At 68.0% G+C, this 21,912-nt stretch carries 18 protein-coding genes and 4 pseudogenes; 12 read left to right on the top strand and 10 right to left on the bottom strand.

Going from position 1 to position 21,912, the window contains the following annotated elements; all coding sequences use genetic code 11:
• Positions 1-79: 79 nt before the first annotated feature.
• Complete coding sequence (locus STROP_RS13865; protein ID WP_012013983.1) at positions 80-889, top strand: ABC transporter ATP-binding protein; 810 nt, start codon at positions 80-82, stop codon at positions 887-889.
• Positions 886-3,450 (top strand): FtsX-like permease family protein, encoded by a 2,565-nt coding sequence (locus STROP_RS13860; protein ID WP_012013982.1) that lies wholly within the window; start codon positions 886-888, stop codon positions 3,448-3,450. The genes STROP_RS13865 and STROP_RS13860 overlap by 4 nt, the downstream gene beginning before the upstream one ends.
• 80 nt (positions 3,451-3,530) lie before the next feature.
• On the opposite strand, the gene STROP_RS13855 is transcribed toward STROP_RS13860, so the two are convergent.
• The 3 genes from STROP_RS13855 to STROP_RS13845 are packed head-to-tail and all read right to left on the bottom strand — an operon-like array spanning position 3,531 to position 5,790.
• Complete coding sequence (locus STROP_RS13855) at positions 3,531-4,193, bottom strand: response regulator (protein ID WP_012013981.1); 663 nt, start codon at positions 4,191-4,193, stop codon at positions 3,531-3,533.
• Entirely contained in the window at positions 4,157-5,458 is a 1,302-nt protein-coding gene (locus STROP_RS13850; protein WP_012013980.1) for a sensor histidine kinase, read from the bottom strand. Before STROP_RS13850 ends, STROP_RS13855 begins: the two co-directional genes overlap by 37 nt.
• 17 nt (positions 5,459-5,475) lie before the next feature.
• Positions 5,476-5,790 carry a hypothetical protein gene (locus STROP_RS13845; RefSeq protein ID WP_012013979.1) on the bottom strand — a complete coding sequence of 105 codons (315 nt, stop codon included), beginning with the start codon at positions 5,788-5,790 and terminating at the stop codon, positions 5,476-5,478.
• Between the two features lie 454 nt (positions 5,791-6,244).
• On the opposite strand from STROP_RS13845, the gene STROP_RS13840 reads away from it, so the two are divergent.
• On the top strand, positions 6,245-6,835 hold the full coding sequence (locus STROP_RS13840; RefSeq protein WP_018829897.1) for a helix-turn-helix domain-containing protein: 591 nt from the start codon (positions 6,245-6,247) through the stop codon (positions 6,833-6,835).
• Positions 6,832-8,085, top strand: coding sequence for an MFS transporter (locus STROP_RS13835; RefSeq protein ID WP_012013977.1), 1,254 nt, complete (start codon positions 6,832-6,834; stop codon positions 8,083-8,085). The genes STROP_RS13840 and STROP_RS13835 overlap by 4 nt, the downstream gene beginning before the upstream one ends.
• A 71-nt stretch (positions 8,086-8,156) precedes the next feature.
• On the opposite strand, the gene STROP_RS26040 is transcribed toward STROP_RS13835, so the two are convergent.
• The 5 genes and pseudogenes from STROP_RS26040 to STROP_RS13805 all read right to left on the bottom strand — a co-directional run bounded on the left by STROP_RS26040 (position 8,157) and on the right by STROP_RS13805 (position 11,744).
• Positions 8,157-8,288 carry a hypothetical protein gene (locus STROP_RS26040; protein ID WP_274378099.1) on the bottom strand — a complete coding sequence of 44 codons (132 nt, stop codon included), beginning with the start codon at positions 8,286-8,288 and terminating at the stop codon, positions 8,157-8,159.
• 64 nt (positions 8,289-8,352) lie between these two features.
• A pseudogene (locus tag STROP_RS24860) lies at positions 8,353-9,630 on the bottom strand (IS701 family transposase); the annotation flags it as partial.
• Between the two features lie 73 nt (positions 9,631-9,703).
• A complete protein-coding gene (locus STROP_RS13815; RefSeq protein WP_018833658.1) occupies positions 9,704-9,943 on the bottom strand; it encodes a helix-turn-helix domain-containing protein in 240 nt (79 codons plus the stop codon).
• Positions 9,943-10,641 (bottom strand): DUF2975 domain-containing protein, encoded by a 699-nt coding sequence (locus STROP_RS13810; protein WP_187151548.1) that lies wholly within the window; start codon positions 10,639-10,641, stop codon positions 9,943-9,945. The genes STROP_RS13815 and STROP_RS13810 overlap by 1 nt, the downstream gene beginning before the upstream one ends.
• Before the next feature lie 443 nt (positions 10,642-11,084).
• Positions 11,085-11,744: an acVLRF1 family peptidyl-tRNA hydrolase gene (locus STROP_RS13805; protein ID WP_026275922.1), complete on the bottom strand. Its 660-nt coding sequence runs from the start codon at positions 11,742-11,744 to the stop codon at positions 11,085-11,087.
• Positions 11,745-12,361: 617 nt separating this feature from the next.
• Between STROP_RS13805 and STROP_RS13800 the strand changes: the two genes are divergently transcribed.
• Entirely contained in the window at positions 12,362-12,718 is a 357-nt protein-coding gene (locus STROP_RS13800) for a hypothetical protein (protein ID WP_012013972.1), read from the top strand.
• Positions 12,719-12,924: 206 nt separating this feature from the next.
• Positions 12,925-13,564, top strand: a pseudogene (locus STROP_RS13795) (helix-turn-helix transcriptional regulator); the annotation flags it as partial.
• A gap of 34 nt (positions 13,565-13,598) precedes the next feature.
• Here the strand turns inward: STROP_RS13795 and STROP_RS13790 are convergent.
• Positions 13,599-14,219: a YdeI/OmpD-associated family protein gene (locus tag STROP_RS13790; RefSeq protein WP_012013970.1), complete on the bottom strand. Its 621-nt coding sequence runs from the start codon at positions 14,217-14,219 to the stop codon at positions 13,599-13,601.
• A 329-nt stretch (positions 14,220-14,548) separates the two neighbouring features.
• Here STROP_RS13790 and STROP_RS13785 point away from each other — a divergent pair.
• A pseudogene (locus STROP_RS13785) lies at positions 14,549-15,222 on the top strand (nucleoside/nucleotide kinase family protein).
• 231 nt (positions 15,223-15,453) lie between these two features.
• A pseudogene (locus STROP_RS13780) lies at positions 15,454-16,222 on the top strand (helix-turn-helix transcriptional regulator).
• A gap of 6 nt (positions 16,223-16,228) precedes the next feature.
• Here STROP_RS13780 and STROP_RS13775 read toward each other — a convergent pair.
• Positions 16,229-17,083 carry a hypothetical protein gene (locus tag STROP_RS13775; protein WP_230582335.1) on the bottom strand — a complete coding sequence of 285 codons (855 nt, stop codon included), beginning with the start codon at positions 17,081-17,083 and terminating at the stop codon, positions 16,229-16,231.
• A gap of 379 nt (positions 17,084-17,462) precedes the next feature.
• Between STROP_RS13775 and STROP_RS13770 the strand changes: the two genes are divergently transcribed.
• The 4 genes from STROP_RS13770 (at position 17,463) to STROP_RS13755 (ending at position 21,912) form a co-directional block, all read left to right on the top strand.
• On the top strand, positions 17,463-17,915 hold the full coding sequence (locus tag STROP_RS13770) for a hemerythrin domain-containing protein (RefSeq protein ID WP_012013966.1): 453 nt from the start codon (positions 17,463-17,465) through the stop codon (positions 17,913-17,915).
• Positions 17,912-19,165, top strand: a complete 1,254-nt coding sequence (locus STROP_RS13765; protein WP_238380229.1) for a TIGR04053 family radical SAM/SPASM domain-containing protein — start codon at positions 17,912-17,914, stop codon at positions 19,163-19,165. Before STROP_RS13770 ends, STROP_RS13765 begins: the two co-directional genes overlap by 4 nt.
• 120 nt (positions 19,166-19,285) lie before the next feature.
• Positions 19,286-20,230, top strand: coding sequence for a hypothetical protein (locus tag STROP_RS13760; protein ID WP_012013964.1), 945 nt, complete (start codon positions 19,286-19,288; stop codon positions 20,228-20,230).
• Entirely contained in the window at positions 20,227-21,912 is a 1,686-nt protein-coding gene (locus STROP_RS13755; RefSeq protein ID WP_012013963.1) for a M16 family metallopeptidase, read from the top strand. Before STROP_RS13760 ends, STROP_RS13755 begins: the two co-directional genes overlap by 4 nt.

Raw genomic sequence — 21,912 nt, 5'->3', positions numbered from 1 at the left:
CATAGAGCGGTGCGCGCTCGATCCATACCGTGAACATGTACCCACCGTCGTTCGGCGACGTTTTCTGCGGGAGCATGAGGTGAACAGGAACAAGGACAGGCGAACGTCGGTCAACGGCACCGACGCGGTGTGGCTGGATGACGTGCGCAAGGCGTACGGGCGCGGCGAGAGCCGGGTTGAGGCACTGCGGGGCGTCACGATGAGCTTCACGCGGGGTAGCTTCACCGCCGTGATGGGGCCCTCGGGCTCCGGCAAGAGCACCTTCCTGCACTGCGCGGCGGGCCTCGACCTACCCTCGTCGGGCTCGGTGGTGCTGGACGGCCAGGAACTCAACGGCATGAACGAGAACCAGCTCACCCGGCTGCGCCGGGAGCGGGTCGGCTTCATCTTCCAGGCGTTCAACCTGATGCCGGCACTGAACGTCGAGCAGAACGTCGGCCTGCCGTTTCGGTTGGCCGGCCGCCGGCCCGACCGCTCCTCCGTGGTGGAGGTGCTGGGCCGGGTGGGGCTGGCCGAGCGGCGCAAGCACCTGCCGAGCGAGCTCTCCGGCGGTCAGCAGCAGCGGGTCGCGATCGCGCGCGCGCTCATCATGCGGCCGGCGGTCATCTTCGCCGACGAGCCGACCGGCGCGCTGGACACCCAGACCACCATCGAGGTGCTGCAACTGTTCCGCGAGACGGCGGTCAGCGGCGGCCAGACGATCATCATGGTGACCCATGATCCGGTCGCGGCCTCCGCCGCGCATCGGGTGCTGTTCCTTGCCGACGGGCAGTTCATCGGTGAGCTGGAGGCCCCGACCGCCGACGTGGTGGCTGAGCGGATGACCCACCTGACCGCATGGCAGCAGACCCGCACAACCCAGTCCACCGGCCGGGGCGGTTTCCGATGATGTACCTCGCGTGGCGCACCTTGCGCTACCGCAGGCTCGCGTTCATGGCGACCTTCGTCGCGGTCTTCTTCGGCGTGGCGCTGATTGTCGCCTGCGGCGGGCTGATGGAGACCGGTGTCCGGATGGCGGTCCCGCCACAGCGGCTGGCGGCGGCCGACGTCGTGGTGAGCGGCAAGCAGACCTATGGCGTGCCCAACAAGGACCCGCAGGACACCAAGAACATCAAGTCGGTCCCACTGGCCGAGCGGTACTGGATCGATCCGGCGTTGGTCAGCAAGATTCAGGGGGTGCCCGGGGTCGAACGGGCCGTCGCCGAGTCGTCCTTCGCCGCCACTGTCGTCCGTGACGGCGCTCCGGTGATCGTCGGGACCACGTCGCTGGGCCACAGCTGGGAGTCGGCCGAGCTCGGGCCGTACAAGCTTGATGGGAAGCCACCCACCCGGGCCGGTCAGGTCGTCCTGGACCGGGCGGTGGCGCGGCTGGCGCGGGTCGGGATCGGTGACCGGGTCGACGTCGTGGCCGGCGGCACCACCTCCTCCTTCCAGGTGACCGGCATCGCCGATCCTCCGGGCGAGATGAGCCAGTCGGCGCTCTTCTTCTCCGGCGACGACGAGCGGCGGCTCAACCCGCATGCGGGCAGCGCCGACGCGATCGGTGTGCTGGCGAAGCCCGGCACCGACGTGGAGGCGCTGCGCGGCCGGATCGAGCAGACCCTCGCCGACCGTAAGCTGGTGGTGCTCACCGGCGACGACCGTGGGGCGGCCGAGTTCCCCGCGGCGATCGGCGGGCAGGCGCAGCTCATCCCGCTCGCCGGCGTTTTCGCCGGGATGACGGTCTTCGTGGCGATCTTCGTGATCGCCAGCACCCTGGGCCTGTCGGTGCAGCAGCGGCAGAAGGAGATCGCCCTGCTGCGGTCCATCGGCGCGACGCCGCGGCAGATCCGCACGATGGTGCGCCGCGAGGCACTCGTGGTCGCGGTCGGTGCGGCGATCCTCGGCTGTGTCCCCGGGGTGTTCCTGGGCCCGCTGCTCTACCACCTGGTCTCGGAGGCCGGGGTCATCTCGCCGGTGGTCACGTTCCACCAGGGCTTCATCCCCTATCTCGCCGCGCCCGCCATCGGGATCTTCGCCGCGCTGGTGGCCGCCTACGTCGCCGGTCGACGCCCGTCCAAGACTCGCCCGACCGCTGGCATCGCCGAAGCCACCCTCCAGCGCAAGTGGGTCAGCTGGCCCCGGGTGGTGCTGTCCCTCCTCTTCTTCGCCGGCGGGTTCGCGTTGATCCTGGTGACGGCGATCGTGATGGAGGGCGCGGTGGCCTCGGCCACCGCCGGGCCGGCGGTGATGTGTTGGGCGATCTCGATTGCGTTGATCAGCCCGGGGCTGACCCGGCTTCTCGCGGCCGTACTGAGCCCGCCGGTGCGGGCGTTCTTCGGGCTCGCCGGCTATCTCGGCACGATAAACGTGCGGACACGGGCGGTCCGGGTGGCCGCCGCGGTCACCCCGATCATGCTGGCGGTGGCGTTGGCGGTGGCCAACTTCTACCTCCAGACCACCCAGAACGAGGCCGCCGAGCGCTACTACTCCGACAACCTTCGTGCCGACGTGGTGCTCAGCTCCACCACCGGTGGGTTCCCCGCCGACACCGTCGAGGCGATCCGTTCCGCGCCCGGTGTCGAGGCGGCGTCCGCGTACGTCACCAGCGCCGGATGGATCAACAAGCCGTACGACGGCTCGCACGTTGAGTCGCCGTGGCCGTTGCAGGGCGTGAGCGGGGCCAGCGCCGCCAGCATCACCGGCGTACAGACCGTCGCCGGTAACCTGGGCGACCTCACCGGCGACACGGTGGCACTGCCCGAGGTCGCCGGGAAGAACCTCAACGTCGGTGTCGGCGACCAGATCACCCTACGGCTCGGTGACCGGTCGGCGGTGGACCTGCGGGTGGTGGCGCTCTACCCGGCCAAGGAGGGATTCGAGACGATCCTGCTCCCCGCCGACCTGCTCGCCGCGCACAGCACCACCGGACTGTCCCGACAGATCCTCGTCACCGCCGCGCCCGGCACCGACCGGGACGCGTTGGCGGCCAATCTGCGGGAGAAGGTCGCCGACCACCCCGGCACCATGATCGAGGGACGCGAGGCGATCACCACCTTCGCCGAACGCACCAAGACCCTGGCATGGGTCAACTATCTGCTCGTCGCGCTGGTCGCCGGCTACACCATGATCGCGGTGGCGAACACCCTGATTGTGGCGACCGCCGGTCGCCGCCAGGAGCTGGGCATGCAGCGCCTCATCGGTGCCACCCGGCGGCAGTCCCTGCTGATGCTCAGCGTGGAGGCGGGCATGGTCGCCGTCATCGGGGTGGTGCTCGGCACCATCGCCTCTATCGCCACCCTGATGCCGTTCAGCATCGTGGTGCTGGGGCGACCGGTACCCTCCGGGCCATTCTGGATCTACCTGGCCGTGGTGGGGGGCGCCACGCTGCTCGCCTTCGCCGCCACCCTGCTGCCCGGACGCCGGGTGATGCTCGTTCGGCCGGCGGAAGCCGCCGTCGCCGTGGAATAGCGAACAGCGGAACGACCACTGCCTGCCGTTGTCGGCGGCGCCGCGGCCCCGGCCCGGGCGGGGCCAGGTCGAGCGTGCCGTCAGGAGACGTCAACGCGGGTGCTGTTGAGGTATGCCAGCACAGCCAACACGCGACGATTGCTGTCGTCCGCCGGGGCCAGATCGAGCTTCGCGAAGATGCTGGTCGTGTATTTGGCAACCGCACCCTGACTGACGATGAGGCGCTGCGCGATGGCCGTGTTGGAACACCCCTCGGCCATCAGTTTCAACACCTCCCGCTCGCGCGGGGTCAGCATGGACAGCGGCTCCCGGCGGGACCGGACGGCCAGCAGCTGCGAGATCACCTGCGGATCCATCGCGGTGCCACCGTCGGCGACCCGGCGGATGGCGTCCACGAACTGGTCGCTGTTGAGCACCCGGTCCTTCAGCAGGTAACCGATGCCGCCGCTGGCGTCGGCGAGCAGTTCCTTGGCGTACAGCTGCTCGACGTGCTGGGAGAGCACCAGGATGGGTAGGCCGGGGCAGCGGCGACGCGCCTCCAGGGCCGCCTGGAGACCCTCGTCGGTGAACGTCGGCGGCAGCCGCACGTCGACCACCGCCACGTCTGGGCGCAGGGTCACCAGCGCGTCGAGCAGGGCCGGGCCATTGTCGACTGCCGCGACGATCTCGAAGTCGTACGACTCGAGGAGCTGGACCATTCCCTGTCTCAGAAGGAAGAGGTCCTCGGCGAGTACAACGCGCACGGCAGCTCCAGGATCGCGTTGGTCGGCCCACCTTCGGGACTGCTGAGGACAAATGTCCCGTCGAACGTAGCACAACGCCGTTCGATGCCCCGGAGTCCGGTGCCGGCACTGGCATCCGCGCCGCCCTGACCGTTGTCGATCACCACCGCGCGCAGCGAACCGTCCTCATGGCGCAGGTCGATGCTCGCCCGGTCGGCGTTGGCGTGCTTGGCGACGTTGGTCAACAGTTCGGAGATCGCGAAGTAGACGGCGGACTCCGCCGGCGCGGCCAACCGGCCGGGCACGTCGGCCGTGACAGTGACGTCGATCGGGCTCTCCAAAGCGATCGCCCGGACGGCGTCCTCAAGGCCGCGCTCGGCGAGCACCGGCGGGTGGATGCCGCGAATCAGGCAGCGCAACTCCTCCAGCGCGGTGGCGGTGGCGTTGCGTGCATCGACCAGCAGCGTCTCCGCAGCGTCTGGATTGGTATGCAGCTGGCGGGTGGCCGCGCCGAGTTTCATGCCGATCGCCACCAGCCGTGCCTGCGCACCGTCGTGCAGGTCGCGCTCGATCCGGCGCAGCTCGGTGGCCTGGATGTTGATGACATCCGACCGGGTCTCCGAGAGGTGCCGCATGCGGGAGGCGATCAACGCCCGCTCGCTCGGTCCGAGCAGTGCCTTGGCGAAGTGCGCGTGCCCGGCGACCACCCCCGGGGCCACGGCCAGCCAGATGCCGAATACCGTCAGGCTGACCAGCGCCCCGAGCGCCGCCCTTGGCCAGGTATCCATCGGGGTGAAGCCGTACCAGAAGTCCACCCCGGACTCCCGCACCAGCACCCAGAACCCGGAGGAGAGCAACAACCCCTCCACCGCGTACACCAGCAGAGCGACCGGCAGCAGCCCGAGCGCGAAGCCGACCACGACATTGAGCAGCAGGAACAGCAGATCACGCCAGCTTGCCGGGTCGGTGAGGATGAACCGGCAGCGCTGTACCCAGCCGACCACCCCGGGCTCCGTCGGGCTCCCGGGAAGGTACGGCGTGGCGATCGTGACCCCGGAGCGGGCGGCGAGGTCCCGGTACAGCCCGGTTAGCCGGCGGACCAGCGGAGTGAGCAGTGGCAGCAGCAGCACTCCGACACCGAGCAGGATGAACGCCGTGGCGAGGGTGGTGGCGACGAAGAGGGCCAGACTGAGCACGGCGGTGGCCGCGAGCACCACACCGCGGCCGGTGGCCCGCAGGGCTCGCGACAGGATCGGCCGGAACTGCGCGGTGGAGATGGCGTCCATGTCCTCCGGCTCCCTGGTCACGGCAGATCGATGGTGGTGCCCGCGCTCAGTGGCGTGTCGTGGACGACGAGTTGGCGGATTTCGTTGCCGGCCGACGTGGGATAGTAGCGCAGGAAGCGGATGTCGGGTGCGTAGAAGCGGTGCAGCAGACGGTGGACGCGTTCCCCAGTTCGGCAAGGTCCGGGCGCGAGTAGGTTGAGCAGGTTTCCTTCGGTGTTCCACGCGGCGATGACCGGAACGCTTATCCCCGCTGGGAGGGTGATGCGGTGGCGATCCTCAGTGACCGCGCGGTTGGCCAATTGTATCGATGATATCGGCGGCACCAGGACCATGGCGTGTCAGGTACTGGGCGAATGCGTCGACGCGTGACCATCACGGACCGGACCACCACGGACCGGGCTGGTTGGTCCTGTCCACGAGCCCGAAGCCATGCCGGTGCCCTGAGCAGGTCTGCTGAAGCCAGGTGTGGTGGTAGGCCGACGAGATGGTCGACCGTCAGTTCACCGTAGGCGCATCGGGATCGCCGACCTCGATGGAGCCCGACGTATGTGTCTCGGCGGTGGGCCGCTGGCGCCGCAATGCTGGCGATCTTGTGTCGCAGGGCGTTGGTGGCGGTAGATGACGGTGAGTGGGGCCTCCTCAGCATCGCTGAGCAGTGATCGCATTTGGCCGGTGGTGGCCCGCGAGGGACATGGCGTAGTGGAGCGGAGCTGGGGACCGTGGTTGCCCCTCAACAGACTAGTGCAAAAATTTGCACAAAATTTTTTGAGTGAATACTATGGATGTATGGCACCTGAATCGAACCGGCGACTCAAGAGCGTTGCCGAGCTACGGATGTTCGCCCACCCGTTGCGGCTGCGGTTGTTCTACGCGCTGACTGCAGAGCGGGAGGCGACTGCGTCCCGGCTCGCCGAGTTGGTCGATGAGTCGCTCTCACTGGTCAGCTATCACCTGCGAGAGTTGGCCACGCATGGCCTGATCGAGGAGGCACCGCGCCGCTCTGGTGATCGGCGGGAGCGTTGGTGGCGCAAGACCCACGAGGGTTTCAGCTTCGCGGGGTCGGAGTTCGCCGGGGATCCGCAGGCCCGTGGCGTGGCGGTCACGGCTAAGCGTCAGATGCTGGCCCATCAGGTCAGTCGGCTCGAACGGTGGATCGACGAGGATCACGCCTGGGGCGAGGCGTGGACCGACGCCTCGTTCTCCAGCGAATCGTTGTTCCGGCTTACGGCCGCCGAGCTGGCCGAGCTGAGCGCCGAGCTGACAACGGTGGTGCAGAAGTGGGCTGAGCGTGGGCGAGTCAGTGCCGAGGGCCGGCCCGACGAGCCCGGCCGGGAGCACGTTCTGATGTTCATCCACGCCTTCCCGTTCCAGCTGTGACGCACCAGGCGGTCGCGGTCCGGCCACCGCCCTCGTACCGGGATGGCAACGTCCTGCGCTGGCTCGCGGGTTTCGGCGTGTCGCTGGTGGGTGATCAAGTCTACTTCGTGGCATTGGCCTGGACCGCTACTCAGGTGGCCGGCGCCGGTGCGGCCGGGTTGGTCCTGGCCACCGCGTCGGTGTCCCGGCTGGTGCTACTCCTGCTGGGCGGGGCAGCGGTTGACCGATGGGGTGCGCGGCGTCTGATGCTTGGCAGTGACGCGCTGCGCTGCGCGGTGATGGCCGCTGCGGCGGTGGCCACAGCCACCGCCGAACCAGCCCTCGCGGTGTTGGTCGTGGTGGCGCTGGTGTTCGGCGCAGTCGACGCGGTGTTCCTGCCCGCTGTTGGGGCGCTGCCGCCGTATCTGGTGGCAGCGGAGCACCTCGCCCGGCTGCAAGGCATGCGGATGACGCTGGCGCGGGGCGCCATCGTTGCTGGTGCGCCGCTCGGCGGAGCGATTGTCGCCGCATACGGGATCGCCGCGGCGTTCGCGCTCAACGCGCTCACCTTCGCCGTTTCGGTGCTTGCGCTCGCCGCGGTCAGGGTCCGCCCCGGAGTGGTCACCAAGCCAGCCGCGGGATCCGGCCGATCACGGGGTATGGGTAAAGAAGTCCGGGCCGGGCTGGCTGTGGCCGCGCGGTCGCCGTTGCTGCGTACCATTCTGCTCGTCTCGGCAGTCGCCGAGTTGGGCTTCACCGGCCCGTTCAATGTGGGCATCGCGCTGCTGGCCCAGGAGCGCGGCTGGGGTGCTGCGGGCATGGGTCTGATCGTCGGCGGCTTCGGTGTCGGTGCCGCACTGGCAGCGGTGGCGGTGGCAGTGCTCGGCCATCTCCCGCGCGCTGGTCTACTCGTTGGCCCTCTCGCCGTTGTGACGGGGGGAGCGCTCGCCGGTATTGGGTTTGCCCCAGCCAGGCTGTGGGCGGTCGCCGCGTCGTTGCTGCTCGGCGTCAGCGTCGGTCTCGCTGGCGCGCTCGGGACGGCCCTGCTGCAGGCGCAAACACCGCCGCAATACCTGGGCCGGGTGATGAGTCTGAGTAGCCTGGCTGGTTTTGGTGGCATTCCGGTCAGCTACGCGATCACCGGGTTGGCCGCCGGGCGGTGGGGAACGGCTGCGGTGTTCTTGGGTGGGACGGCTCTCGCAGCCACTGCTGGGCTCGTCGCCCTGGCGAGCCAGGCACTGCGCCGTGCTGTGTTGTCCGTTGCGCGTTGACCCGTTGTTGGGTCACTACGGCGACTGTGGTCACTCCGCCGCCGCTTACGGCGCACGACCTTGGAGGTTCCTCACGCAGCTGACAGCGGAGGTGACGCGAACACCAAGACCCAACCACCGAACTCCGCAGGCATGAGCAGGTAGGTGGCGAGATGGTCGTCGACCTCGTCGAGGCGATCGAGCGTTTGATCCTTGGACATCACCGATTGAGCGGATGCGCGCCTTCGGTACGTCCGCATGCCGGCACGCGCTGGGAGCAGGCCAACCGGTTGCTGGTGCCGATGATCGGTCCCTTCGGTCCGGCGCGGGGGCTTGTGGGTCGAGGCGTTGCAGGGTGCAGAAGGCGTGGGCGGCGGATACGAGGGTGACGTGGTGGTGCCAGCCTTGCCAGGTGCGGCCTTCGTAGTGGTCGAGGCCGAGTCCGGTTTTCAGTTCGCGGTAGTCGTGTTCGATGCGCCAGCGGAGTTTCGCCCATCGGATGAGGGTGCGTTTCGCGGTGGTGGCGGGCGGGTTCGACAGCCAGTAGTTGGTGGGTTCGTCGCGCTCGGGTGGCCATTCGGCGATCAGCCACGCTTCGGGTAGGTCCTGGTCGCGGTGGGCGGCGAGCAGGATCCGTCCGGCTGGCCGGACCCGCAGGAACACGAACCGGGAGCGCATCGTCACCGGCCTGCCCGCGCGGGTGCGGGAGCCGTCACGCCAGGACACCGACTGGGCCGCGGCAGCGCTGTGGGACAGGATGAGGTCCGTGACCGAGGTCGCGGGGTTGCGGTATCGCAGTGTCGGTCGCCGGCCTGTCCACGCCGCCGGTGGCGCGGTCCGTGCCGCTTCCTGCCGTTGAACGCCGATCGTGGTAGCCGCCCGCACCACATAGGACAAACCACGCTCAGTCAGGCCGTGGCGGAACTCGCCGCTGTCGCCGTACCCGGCGTCCGCCACGATCACCGGTGGCGTCAGTCCTCACCCGATCACCTCGTCGATCATGTCCAACCCGAGACGCCACTTCTCCCGATGCCCGACATCGTCGGGGACCTGCGCCCGCGCCCGCCGCAAGCCGACATCGACGGCAGTCTCGGCCGAGGCGGGATCCCACGAGGCGGGCATAAACAACCGCCAGCCGACCGGACACGACGCGACATCGCCGACCAGGTTCACCCTCACCCCGATCTGGCAGTTCGTGACCTTGCCCGCCGTGCCGGTGCACTACCGGGCCACACCCGGCGACGCCGTACCGCACTTGAGCCAGCCCGTGTCATCAACAGCCCACACCGCCGGCGTGATCGCCTCATCCATCCGAGACGCCAGCCGCCGCCACACCGGCACCACACCCCACGGACTGTTCGTCACGACATGGTTCAACGCCTGATCATGCACACCCGGCAGGCGCCCCGCCATCGGCTGGATCGACTTACGCCACCCATCCACCATCAACCCGCGCACATACTGCCCGGCCCGATCCTGCCACCCGACCCGAGTCAACGACCCGAACACCTCACCGGTGAAATCGGCCAGATCGCCACCCAGACGCTCTACTTTCCGAACATCCATATCGGAGCCAACGGCTCACCACACCAACAGTGCCCGAAATATCCAAAATGCGACAAAGTACTACTAGGTGGCGCTAGCTCTCACCGCCATCGATCTCCAGGAGGTCACCGGGCGCGCAGCGCAGGGCGTCGCAGATGGCGGTGAGGGTGGAAAACCTGATGGCCCGGGCGCGACCGTTCTTCAGCACCGAGAGGTTCACCACGCTCACGCCCGCCTGCTCGGAGAGTTCGACCAAGGTCATGCCCCGAGCGGCGAGGACTCGGTCGAGGTGAACCACAATCCGGTGGCCAGCCTCGTCTGACGCTCGCGCCATCACACCAGCCCGGCCACGTCGGCTCGCAGCCGCACACCCTGCCGAAACACCTCGGCCAGCAACAGAACAGTCGCACCGATTGCCAGTGGCACGAACGAGAACGAGAAGGCGACGTCAACGATGCCAGCCGCGGCGGAGCGGGCGACGATGGCCTGGTGAGCGGCGAGACCGAGTAGCTGGACCGCGCTACCGCCAACCGCCACCACCAAGCCGATGCCGACTATCCGACGGGCGTTGACGGTGGTGAACACCTCGCCGGTAGGCGCCGTGCGGACGATACGCCACAGCAGCCAGAGCACAGACAGGAGCAACGCCTGCGCCGCGAGCTCCGGCCCGGCGAAGCTGATCCGATCGGTCCACGTCGGCCCCAAGATCGAAAGCCCCATCGTCGGGAAGAACAGCTCGACCGGCGGTAGCCCTTTGGCGGCATCCCGAGTGCCGTCGGAGGTGTCCTTCCACGCGAACAACTCGTGGTAGTCGTCGCCGGTAGCCTGCCACCGATCGCCGAATCCGTCGTCAGGCCGCACCGCCACGGACAACATTGGCTGCGGCGTGGGCATCGGGACCATGCCACGCCCTAATTCCAGGCCGGATGGCCCAAGCAAGGTCGGCCACACGCCGAACACCAACACGGCCGCAGCGGCCGCACCGAGCAGTCCGGTCAGCAGGCGCACTCTCACGGTCGCACTCACCGACATCCTCCCTATCGACTATCATTATGACCCTTGCCTAACGACAATCGATAAGTCAACGATGGTGCTCTGCTCGCCAAGCTCTGGCCCGGGGCCGCGACCCAAGGGGCCCAGCCCGCGTCGCGTCGGATTCTTGAGCCTGCATCAGACATCCTGCTCCATGGCCGCAGGTCACCCACGTGTACGTTGACCGCGGCGACAGCTCGCCCCGGACATGCGGGGGTGCCCCCGACAGTGATGCCGCTGGCATCGCTCCAACCCTTGTCCCAGCATGCGCTCGGGTGACGACATCAACTGTCGTACCGTCGCGTCATGATCTCGTCATGTTGACGGTCGATTTACTGCGGCCCGTGTTTCAGCTGGGGTGGGGGCCGGCTGATCGAGGCCGAGCTACGGAGCGACCTTGCCGGCGAATGATCACCATGCGTGCGGGCTAAACCTGATCGTGGTCACGGCATCAGATGGACGCGGATCCGTCTGGCCGCAACCACCGCATCCGCCAGGACGGCCAGACGGGGCTCGGCGGATTCGAGCAGGTGTGAATGACGCAGCCGGGCCAGTGGCGACAGACGCCGGTCTGTCAGTATCGCCTCGATCATCGATCGGTCGCCGCCGCAGACCAGGGACCTGACCGCATCGTGCGGGTCGGCGACAACACCGGGAACATGGGGCAACATGACCCGCGCGGCGATCTCCGCAGCCCGCTGGGTAGCAGCCTGGGCCTGGTTGGCGCGGCGACGTGCGTAGCGCTGCTGCGAGGAACCGCCGGCCGCGGTGCGACCCTGTACGTAGAAGCGCTCGACCTTGGAGACGGTGATGGTCGTTCCGTCCGCGACGCCGGCGGCAACTGCGCCCTTACGGGCCAGCAGCACGGCGATTCGGGGTGGTCGGATGATGCCGGCCAGCAGCGTGTCGACATCCTTCGCCTCGGCAAGCCCCGGCGGCGGATACAGCGTGGCGATATCACCGTTGCTCACGCCGGTCAGCACGAGGCCCTGCTCGGTGGCGCCGTCGTGGCGGCGGTAGAAGCCGTCGAGCCAACCACGAATCCGTTCCGGTGAGATCTCCACCCACCGCCCGCCGCCTGCGGCTGGTCGCGCCTTGACCACGTGAACACCACCAATCGGGAACGGTCGGCCCTGCACCGCCAGTGTGACGGCGAAGGGCTTCGGTTGAGGGCTGTGTCGCCGGGTGGCTGACCGGGCACCACCACGCTGGTGACCGCGGATGTTCCGGGGCGTCAACGGTCTCAACGTCCATGAGCCGTCGTCCTCACCGGGATGGACAGTGTCCCTCGTCTGTGGGTGCGGCAGGACCCGGTTTCTTGCCATGCTCCACACCGCCAGCCTATGGCGAGGCAGTGGGGTGAGGGCCACGCCGACGATGCCATCGAGCGAAGCTACGGTGCCACGATGTCGAACGACGAAGGCGTCCTCGTTGACGGCCGGTATCGCGGAGGTGATGAACCCCGCCGCGACACCTCCTGCCGGGGCAGCGACGGAACCACAGCCGCGGCGACCGGTGCGTGCGGCCCGGGCGGCGGTCGTCGCTCTCGGCGGCCTAACCGCCATGGTGGTCAATCGCCACTATGATCGGCTTCAGCCGACGCGTGGCATCCACCCGCGTCACACCAACCTGAGCTGCACGACACGCCGAAGGGTTGTTCCCGGGATTCGAAGCCGTTTTGGTCGGCTCGTAGGTGATCGGCGGTTGACGGAGGTTTGGAGTGAGCAAGACAGTGCCGGTTGTGTTTCAGGGCCGTTGGTTCTGGGCCTACGACGTCAGCCTCGGGATCTTGCTCTTGGAGGCCGTGCTGGTACACGGGGAAATGGAGCCCGGGCAGCGCCCACCATGGGCCGACCGGGTGGCCGAAGACCTGCGAACGCAGGTGCGGATCGGCTCCAGCAATGCCTTCGCATTGGACACTGATAAGTGGAACACCGAGCAGCGGGACTACGTCCGTTCGACTATCGTGGCGGCGGGACGCCGGCTTCGCGGGCATGGGATCGTCACATCTGCGGAGGCTGCCCAGCACTACCTGGTTGACGGTGAGCCCTACTTCCTGCGGGGCATGAGCAGGTAGACGGCGAGGTGGTGGCCGATCTCGCCGAGGCGATCGAGAGTTTGATCCAGGATCAGCTACCGGCGGAGCCCGTGACCGATCGGCATTGGTTCTTCGGCGTAGCGGGTGGTCCGCGCCTACTGTGAGGGCAGCCCGTCGAGCATGACGATGAGGTCGGCCCGTCGCGCGTTGGTGGCGCCGTCAGGGACCGTTGCTCCTCCGGTTGGCTAGACCACGGCACCCGGCTACCGCCGGTCGTCTTCACCCGGGAACATGCACTCAGCCTGGTCATGGCCGTGCTCGACGGGCAGCCGGCCGCGATCGACGCCGACGAGCCGATCGGCTCGGCGCTCAGCGCAGTCATCCGGGCTCTCCCCGAGAGCGTGGGACGGCAGGCGGCGGCGCTGCGGGCGTACATCTCGGCCACCCCGGACCGGCGAGTGGCTCGCCCTGCTCCCGCCACCACAAGTGCCCTGGTCGCCCGCCGTCGCCGACCGGCGCCGCGTCCTGGTCACGCACAGTGGTGAGAGCGACGAGGAACGGGACGCCGAGGTCGACCCGTGGGCAGTCATCGTGCGGTACGGACGCTGGCACCTGCTGTGCCACGCACACCGCGCGGATGCGATCCGCACGTACCGTATCGATCGGATTCGGGCGGTGCGGGCCCCTCGAGCCGGACGGCGACCGCTGCGTCCTGGTCGGCAGCACCCGAAACCCCACGATGTACGCCCAGGAGTGGCTGGCCGCTGCCCCCTTTGACTTTTCGGTGGAAGAGGGCGCCGAATTACGTGCTGCCGTGGCGCAGTCGCGGCTCGCTTCATCAGGACACTTTCACCTTCGCGGCCCGAAACCCGGTCCGGCGACTAGCGCCAACGGGAACGGAACAGATCAGCGCGCTGGATCATGAGGCCGCCGATTGCGGCGAGGTCGGCGGTGTGGCCTTCTGTGGGTAGATCGTCTCGTGGCGGGCCAGCATGGCGACGAGCTCGCCGATCTTGCGCTCGCGGGTCTGCGTCCGTTTGACGGCAGCAAGGCGTTGGATGAGAGCGAACCGGTTGGTCCTGGTGAGTACGTCGAACATGGCCTGGGCGGCAGGGTTGGCGGCGATGGCGGCGAGTAGGTCGTCCGGCACCTCGGCCTCCGACGGCGGGGCGTAGGCGGCCGCCCACCGCCCGTCCGCCTTGGCGGTTTCCACCGCAGCTCGGCCGGAGGGCATCATGCGCCCCTGTGCCTCCAGCCGGGCCACGTGGCCGACATTGCGTTGCGACCAGGAACTGCGAGGCCGGCGCGGGGTAAACCGGATCCAGGATGTCTCTCGATCCCGCTTCCGGCCCTGCCCGTCGATCCAGCCGAAACAGAGGGCCTCATCAACCGCCTGCTGCCACGTCAGCGTGGTGGCGGTGCCACCTCTCTTGGTCAGAACGAGCCAGACGCCCGGCGATGTGGCATGGTTGGTCGCCAACCACGTGCGCAGTGCCTCGGCATCCGCGACGATCAACTCGTCCAGTTCAGCGCTCGCCATGACCGCAGGTTAACCCGACTCGCCGGGCTGCCGGCGCGTCGGCCACTCATGGGACCATCGGGGCAGGGTGATCCACCCACACGCCTGACCGTGCGGTCGTCAGGGTTTGCCTGTCGGTGCCCGGCCGCGGCTGCTTCACCATGCTTTCCGGGCTCCGGATGGTCGTCCGTGGCCATCCGCCTGCTGATTTCGGATGTCCGCAAACGCAGATCAGGCCCAGCTGTCGCTCACGTGTCGCTCACTCGGATAGTGACGTGCGAGAGTGGCGGACGGGCGCAGAGTCGGTTCGACGCGCACTGTCACGAGAGCAGGGCGGAGCGGGGCACACTGTGGAGCATGGCACCCGGGACGAGTTACGTGACCGCCTGGCTGAGGCGGTCGGATCCGTCGCACTCGGGCACCCCACGCGGGTAGCTGTCGACGGACCGCCCGCCGCGGGCAAGACCAACCTCGCCGACGAGCTAGGCGTCGTCTTGCGTGACCAGGGTCGCGCTGTCATCCGCGCGACTATCGACGACTTTGTCGTTCCTCGGGCGCAGCGCTATCGACGGGGCGAGTACTCGGCCGAGGCTGCTACCTCGACGCCCACGACCACGACGCGCTGACCCGGGTCCTGCTCGATCCGCTTGGCCCGGGCGGAGATCGATGCTTCCAACCCGCGGTCTACGACCACATCGCGGATTCCGTGCTGTCCCCGCCGGTCATGACCGCCCCCGTCAACGCCGTGCTGGTCTTCGACGGCGTCTTCCTCCTACGCCCAGAATTGATCGATCGGTGGGACCTGCGCATCTTCGTGTCGACAGCCCTTGACAAGACCGTGGATCGTGCCGTGATCCGAGAAGGCCGGGTGTCGTCCCGGGCCGATGTCGAACGACGCTGGCGGGAGCGTTACATCCCCTCGCAACAGCTCTACTTCGCCACGGTTCGTCCGACGGACCACGTCGATGTCGTTGTACACAACGACGAGCCTCGGCTGCCTGCCTGGGAGACTCAAGCACGCTGACCCGTACTCGATTCGGCTATGAGCATGAACTGCGTTGGTCCAACCGGCCATCGACGGTGGGCCCCACCGGGTACGAGAGCAGACGGTCGCCGCAGCGAGACGAGTGGGCCGGCCAGACGACCTCGACCGGCGCCGTCGTCACTGGTGACCGGTCGGTAGCCGTCGGTGACGAGGCAGCTGGATCGTCAATGCGGCGCGTCAGCTTCCGCAATGGCTGACATGCTGGGGGACGTGGTGGAGACCTCGGCCCGCCTGCTCGAATTGCTGTCACTGCTTCAGCTCAAGCGGGACTGGACGAGCGCCGAGCTCGCCGGCCGGCTTGAGAGACATCGTTGACCGCACTCGCGAAGCTGGAGCAGGTGCTGCCCGCGCGCCTCCGCCGGCGCGTTGCGGCGGTACGGGAGGCGACGAGCGTTGTTCCGGGGTACAGCCGCCGTTAGATTTGTCGGTTCTCCGCGCGGTTGCCGCCGCGATCCGCGGCAACGAGCGCCTCCGGATGGGCTACACCAAGCCGGGCGGCAGCGAAGGGGTTCGCCATACCGAGCCGCAACGGCTGGTGAGCTGGGGGACAGTCTGGTACCTGCTTGCGTGGGATCTCGACCGGGACGACTGGCGGGTCTTCCGGGTCGACCGCATGGTGGTGTACGCACCTACGGGTGTGCGGTTTCAGCCGCGGTTGATCCCGGCGGACAACGTCGTCGAGTACGTCGTCGGACGGGTCAGCAAGGCGGCCTGGACCTACCGTGCCCGGGTACTCGTACATGCTCCCGCCGCCACCGTCGCCGCGAAGATCCGCATCCCGGTCGACATCGAGGTGGTTGACGAGTTCACCTGCCAGGTCGTGCTGGGCTCCGACCACCCCGACCGGCTTGCGCTGTGGATGACACAGCTCGACCTCGACCTCGAGGTGATCGACGGAGCCGAACTCGCGGCGGCGTTCGAGCGCCTCGCGACGCGGATCCACCGCGCGGCGGTTGGGCAGCTACCACCTGAAGCTTGACACCGCCTACCCGAGGGGGAGGTCGATGTATCCGCTGATGTCCAGTTCGTAGTGGCAGCGTTCGACGAGCCGGTTCAGCCGGTCGGTGACGTCCTCCGGGTCGAGGTCGAGGCTGTCGCACAGGTCGCGGTGGGCACATAGGAGTGAGTCGGTGATCTCTTCCGGTTCGGTCCGGGCGATGTGGTAGGCGTCGCGGAGGTGCCCGGAGAGCTCATCCCAGACGGGGATGGCCTCCTCGACCAGGTCGAGCATCGCAAGACTGGCAGGCCGAGCGCACAGGATCTCGACCTCGGAGGCCAGGCGGTGACCAGCGGCCTCCACGTCGGAGATCTCCCACCTGCCGGTGGTTGCGTTCGAGGCGTCACGGAGGACGGCCCGGAAGTCCTGCAGCCCGGTGTGATCCGCGCCGTGCAGCATGTTGGCCTCAGCCAGCAGTCGGGTGGCGAAGAGACGGTCGCGGACCGCGTGCCCCGCGACGAGGTTGGCCAGCTGACGGGGCGCCAGCCGTTGCGCCGCCTGCAGGTAGTCCTCGTGGTCGGGCGACACCGAGACGGCGCTGGGTGGGGTGGCAGCACCGGAGAAGGCGACGTCGTTGTCGAAGGCGGTCAATGCAACTGCGACCGCATGTGCGCAGAGGTCTTCGTCGGCTGTGCCGCAGTCGCACTCACCTGTGAAGTTGCCGGCAACGATGCCCACCCATGGCTGCACGGCGGTACCGCGGTCAAGGACCACGGCCTGGATGCCGCCGCCGGTCAGTTCCAGGTCTCCGACACCACCAGTGGCGAGTAGCCGGGTCGACGCCTCGCGTACGGCGGAGGGAACGGAGTCATGGAACGCCTGAATATCAATTCGGACCGCCACGGGCCCGCACTCTACCCTCGTGCTGGAAGCGAACGGCGGTGAGCTTGGCCCGGACTTCGGCCAGCGTCGATGTTTAGTCGCACTGCGTACGGGTCGCAACCGCGATTCCGTCAATCCATCAGGACGATCGACCCTGGCGAGTTGGACGGTCGTCGGGTCAGGCTTCCTCGGCCGACGAGGGAGCCGAGAGGGGTCGGCGCCGATGAGTGTGATCGTGGCGGAGATGGCCTGGCCGGGGCGCTCGTCCGGGGCGGGGCGGACGTCGAATCCGGGTGTTCGGGACCTGTCTCCGGCGGAGGCAGGTCGAACGGCCCTAGGTGCTCCGGATCTATCCGAACAAGGTAGATCTATCCCCCACATCACGGTCGGGAGAGGGGCCATGTGTAACTACTGCGGTTGTCGGGAGTTCCCGCTGATCGGGCAACTGACCGCCGAACACGAGGCGATCGCCAACGCCGCCGGACGGCTGCGTACGGCGATCACAGCGGGCGCGGACGACCGGGTTGACCTCCTCGACGACCTGCTCACGCTGCTGATGCCGCACACCGAAACCGAGGAACGCGGCCTCTTTCCCGAGCTGCGTGCCGAGGGCAGCCTCACCGAAGCGGTGGAGCAGCTCTGCGACGAGCACGACGACATCCACGGCGTCCTCGGTGCCGTCGACCGTGCGGCACCAGACTGGCCGGCGGTGTTGGCTGCCCTGCACCGGCTGCACCGGCACATCGACAATGAGGAACACGGGTTGTTCCCAGCCGCGGTTATCGCGCTGCCGATGTCCGCCTGGGACCGGCTGACCCCACAGCAGCCGGACGCCGCGGCCCAGCAGGCGTGATGCCACCGCCGACCGTGCAGCAGCGCCCCAATGCGACGGGCCGGCAGCAGGCATCGCGCCGGAGCCCGGGCGTGCCGGTGCGGACACCGAAACAGAACGTCGAGGAACGTCCGTTCATCGTGATCTGGGAGGCCACCCGGGCGTGCCCGCTCGCCTGCCTGCACTGCCGGGCCTCCGCCCGCCCCGGCCGGGACCGAGCCGAGCTGAACACCGAACAGGCCACCGCCCTGATGGCGCAGGTTGCCGAGTTCGGACGGCCCGCGCCGCTGTTCGTGATTACGGGCGGGGACCCGTTCCAGCGCCCCGACCTGGAGTTGTTGGTCCGCCGCGGCACCGAGCTCGGGCTGCCCGTGTCGGTCTCGCCATCAGGCACACCCACGCTCACCCGTCCGGCGCTGGCTGCCCTGCACGCTGCCGGGGCACGGGCGGTCTCGCTGAGCCTCGACGCTGCCACTGCCGCCGGACACGACGGCTTCCGGGGTGTCCCCGGGGTGTGGGACCTGACCATGCAGGCCTGGCGCGACGCCGCCGACCTTGGCCTAAAGGTGCAGATCAACAGCACTGCGACCAGCGACACCGTCCATGATCTGCCGGATCTGGCCGCCCAGGTACGCGACTACGGCGCCCTGCTCTGGAGCGTCTTCTTCCTCGTCCCGACCGGGCGGGGCCAGGCGCTGCGGAGCCTGGACGCAGCCCAGACCGAGGACGTGCTCAATGTGCTGTACGACCTCGGTGAGACCATCGCGGTCAAGACCACTGAGGCGCACCATTTCCGCCGGGTCTGTCTGCAACGCGAGGTGCTGGCCCGGCGGGGCGACGACCACGTCCGCCTCCTCGGCCTCGGGCGGCTGTACCAGCAACTACGCGACAAACTCGACGCATGCCGATTGACCGGTACCGTCAACCGGGTCCGGCGTGCGCCGTTACGGGTGAGCGCCGGCAACGGTTTCGTCTTCGTGTCCCACCGTGGCGACGTGCACCCCAGCGGTTTCTTGCCGGTGATGGCCGGCAATGTGCGGCAGCGATCGCTCCGCGACATCTACTGTGAATCGGCGCTGTTCACCGCGATGCGTGATCCGGATCGGCTCGGTGGTCGCTGCGGTGCCTGTGAGTTTCGTACCGCCTGCGGCGGATCACGGGCCCGGGCGTACGCGGTGACCGGTGAGATCTGGGCCGAGGAGCCGTCCTGCAGCTATCGGCCCGACTCCTTTCCATACCCCACGGAGCTGTCCCTGGCCGGGGAACGGTGACCGGTTTCGGGGGCGAGTGACGCAGCAAAACATACGAATCGGTTCACTGCCACGGTGTTGCCGCCGGTGACCGGCTAATCCGGTTGGTTGGTTGCGTCACCGTCGGCTTAGGATCCCCGCATGCCTGCCGCGCCCGCGCTCACCACCGACGTTGCTACCGCCTATCGCGAGCTCTCCGACCTTCGCGCTGGCGTGCTGGACGGTGACTGGGTCGCGCTGCGTCGCTTGGTTGACGGCCAGCGCCCAGCCACCCGGACCGAAATGATCTCCTATGCTGGCTCATTGCCACCGACTGAGGCGTTCGCCCAACGCCAGGTCGAGGCCGACCCGGCCGACGGGCTTGCCGCCGCGCTGCTCGGCGAATCCCTGATCGTGAGGGCCTGGGACGTACGTACCGGTTATCAGGCCCAGCATGTCAGTCAGAACCAGTTCCGCGAGTTCCATCAGATCCTGCGTGGCGCCGAGCGGATGTTGATTGACGCCGCCGCGTATCAGCCGGGCGACCCGGCGATCTGGTATTGCCGTCTGCTTACCGCCCGGGGTCTGCAACTCGGCCAGGCGGAGGCACGTCGCCGCTACGACCGGCTCGCCGAGAGCGACCCACATCATCTGCCGGGGCAGCTGCAGTACCTGCAGCAGATCTGTCCGAAATGGGGTGGCTCGTTCGATGAGATGCACTCTTTCGCCTGTGCGGCGATGGTGGCGGCGCCGGAGGGCGCGGCGCAGGGCAGCCTGGTCGCGCAGGCCCACTTCGAGCACCTGGTCAGCCTCGAGGGCAGACAACAGGACGACTACCGCAGGGACCTTCGGGTCCGGGAGGAGCTACGCGAGGCCGCCGCCCGATCGGTGCTGCATCCGGCTTTCGGCACGGAACACGGCTGGATCGATGCGGTCAGCCGGTTCGCGTTGATCTACAGCGTCCTCGGCGACCACGCCCTCGCAGCTCCGTACTTCGCTGCGGTCGGCAATCTGGTGAGTGAAAGCGTCTGGGGATACTTCAATGACCCGGTGGAGACGTTCGACGAATTTCGCCGTGAGGCGATGACGAAGGGTGGCTGGCGATGATCCGGCAGTTGGAGGTCGACGGGGTGCCGGCGTTGCTGGCCCCGACTGCGGGGCCCGCCCACGCCGGACTGATGTTTCGGGTCGGTCAGGCCGACGAGACCCTGGACCGGCGGGGGATTACCCACCTGCTGGAACATCTCGTGTTGTACCCGCTGGGTGCCGCTGACTATCACTACAACGGCACCACCGGCAGCGTCGTCACCCACTTTCATCTACAGGGATCGGTTGACGACATCACCACGTTCCTGACTGGTGCGTGCAAAAGTCTGCGCGACTTGCCCGCCAGTCGGGTGGAGACGGAAAAGGCGATTCTGCGGACTGAGTGGAATAGTCGTTCTGGCTCTAGTCTGGATGGTCTGCCACTATGGCGATACGGTGCTCGCAGCCATGGCCTGCTCAGCTACCCCGAGTGGGGCCTGCACGCGGTATCCCTGGAGGACCTGCAGGATTGGGCCCGGCGCTACTTCACCAAAGAGAACGCGGTGCTGTGGCTGGCGGGGGCGGAGCTACCGGCCGGGCTGCGAATCGACCTTCCCTCCGGCCGGCGGATGCCGGTCCCAGCGCCGTCGTCGGCGCTGCCCCAGACCCCGGCTTTCTTCGCCGGCTCCGGTGGCCTAACCGCCGTCAACGCCATTGTCCCCCGAAGCGTCACCGCCAGCGTCTTCGCCGGGGTGCTGGAGCGGGAACTCTTTCAGGCGCTGCGGCAACGGGACGGACTGTCCTACACCGCTGCCACCAACTACGAACCGCGTGGCGACGGGTACGCCACCATAACCGCACTCGCCGATGCTTTGCCCGAAAAGCAGGATGCCGTGCTTGGCGGATTCATTGACGTACTGGCGAAGGTCCGGGTCGGTCGGATCGACGAGGCGAACATCGCTGCGGTGATCGGCAAGGCCACGGAGTCGCTCTCCGCCGATGACGCCGACAACGCCCGGCTAGCCTCGGCGGCCTTTGACGTGCTCACCGGGGAGGGCGTTACCGCCAGCGATGACCTGCTACGACAGGTGAAGGAGGTTACCCCGGAAGCGGTACATGAGGTCGCGACCGACGTACTCGCTGATTCGTTGCTGATGACGCCGTATGGCCGGAGCGCGGACTGGGCCGGATTCATTGCCGCGCCGACCTCCTCGGCCACCAAGGTCACCGGTACTGACTACCCCGGCCGGGGCACTCTGGCACAGCGACTCGTCATCGGGACCGACGGGGTGAGCCTGGTCAGCAAGGGCAGTGACGAGTTCGCCACCGTCCATTACGACACGTGTGCCGCGCTGCTGACCTGGCCGGACGGCGGCCGACAACTCCTTGGTGAGGACGGCATCTCGATTCGCCTCGAGCCGACGCTCTATCAGGGCTTGACCACCGAAGCGGTGGATCAGGGGGTGCCCGCACAGCTTCGGGTGAAGCTGCCAGCTCGCGACCCAGAGGAGATCCCACAGCCGCCCCCGGTTTCCCGGCGACCCGGTCTGCTCCGCCGTTTCACCACTTTCAGCACCCGGAAGAAGGTACGGGTCGTCACACTCAGCTGCATCGCGGGAGGGGTTTCCGGTATCTCCGTGCCGGTGCTCATCGGCGTGCTGGTCGGCCAGCTGGAACTGAGCGTGTTTGGCATCATCGGCAGCCTGCTGCTGCCCCCTATTCTTGTTGCTTCGGTCGTCAGCGTCTGGAGGGAGCCGGGCTGA

Origin of the sequence: Salinispora tropica CNB-440 (genome assembly GCF_000016425.1) — a bacterium.
Lineage (GTDB): Bacteria > Actinomycetota > Actinomycetes > Mycobacteriales > Micromonosporaceae > Micromonospora > Micromonospora tropica.
This window is presented reverse-complemented; position numbering and strand designations above follow the sequence as displayed.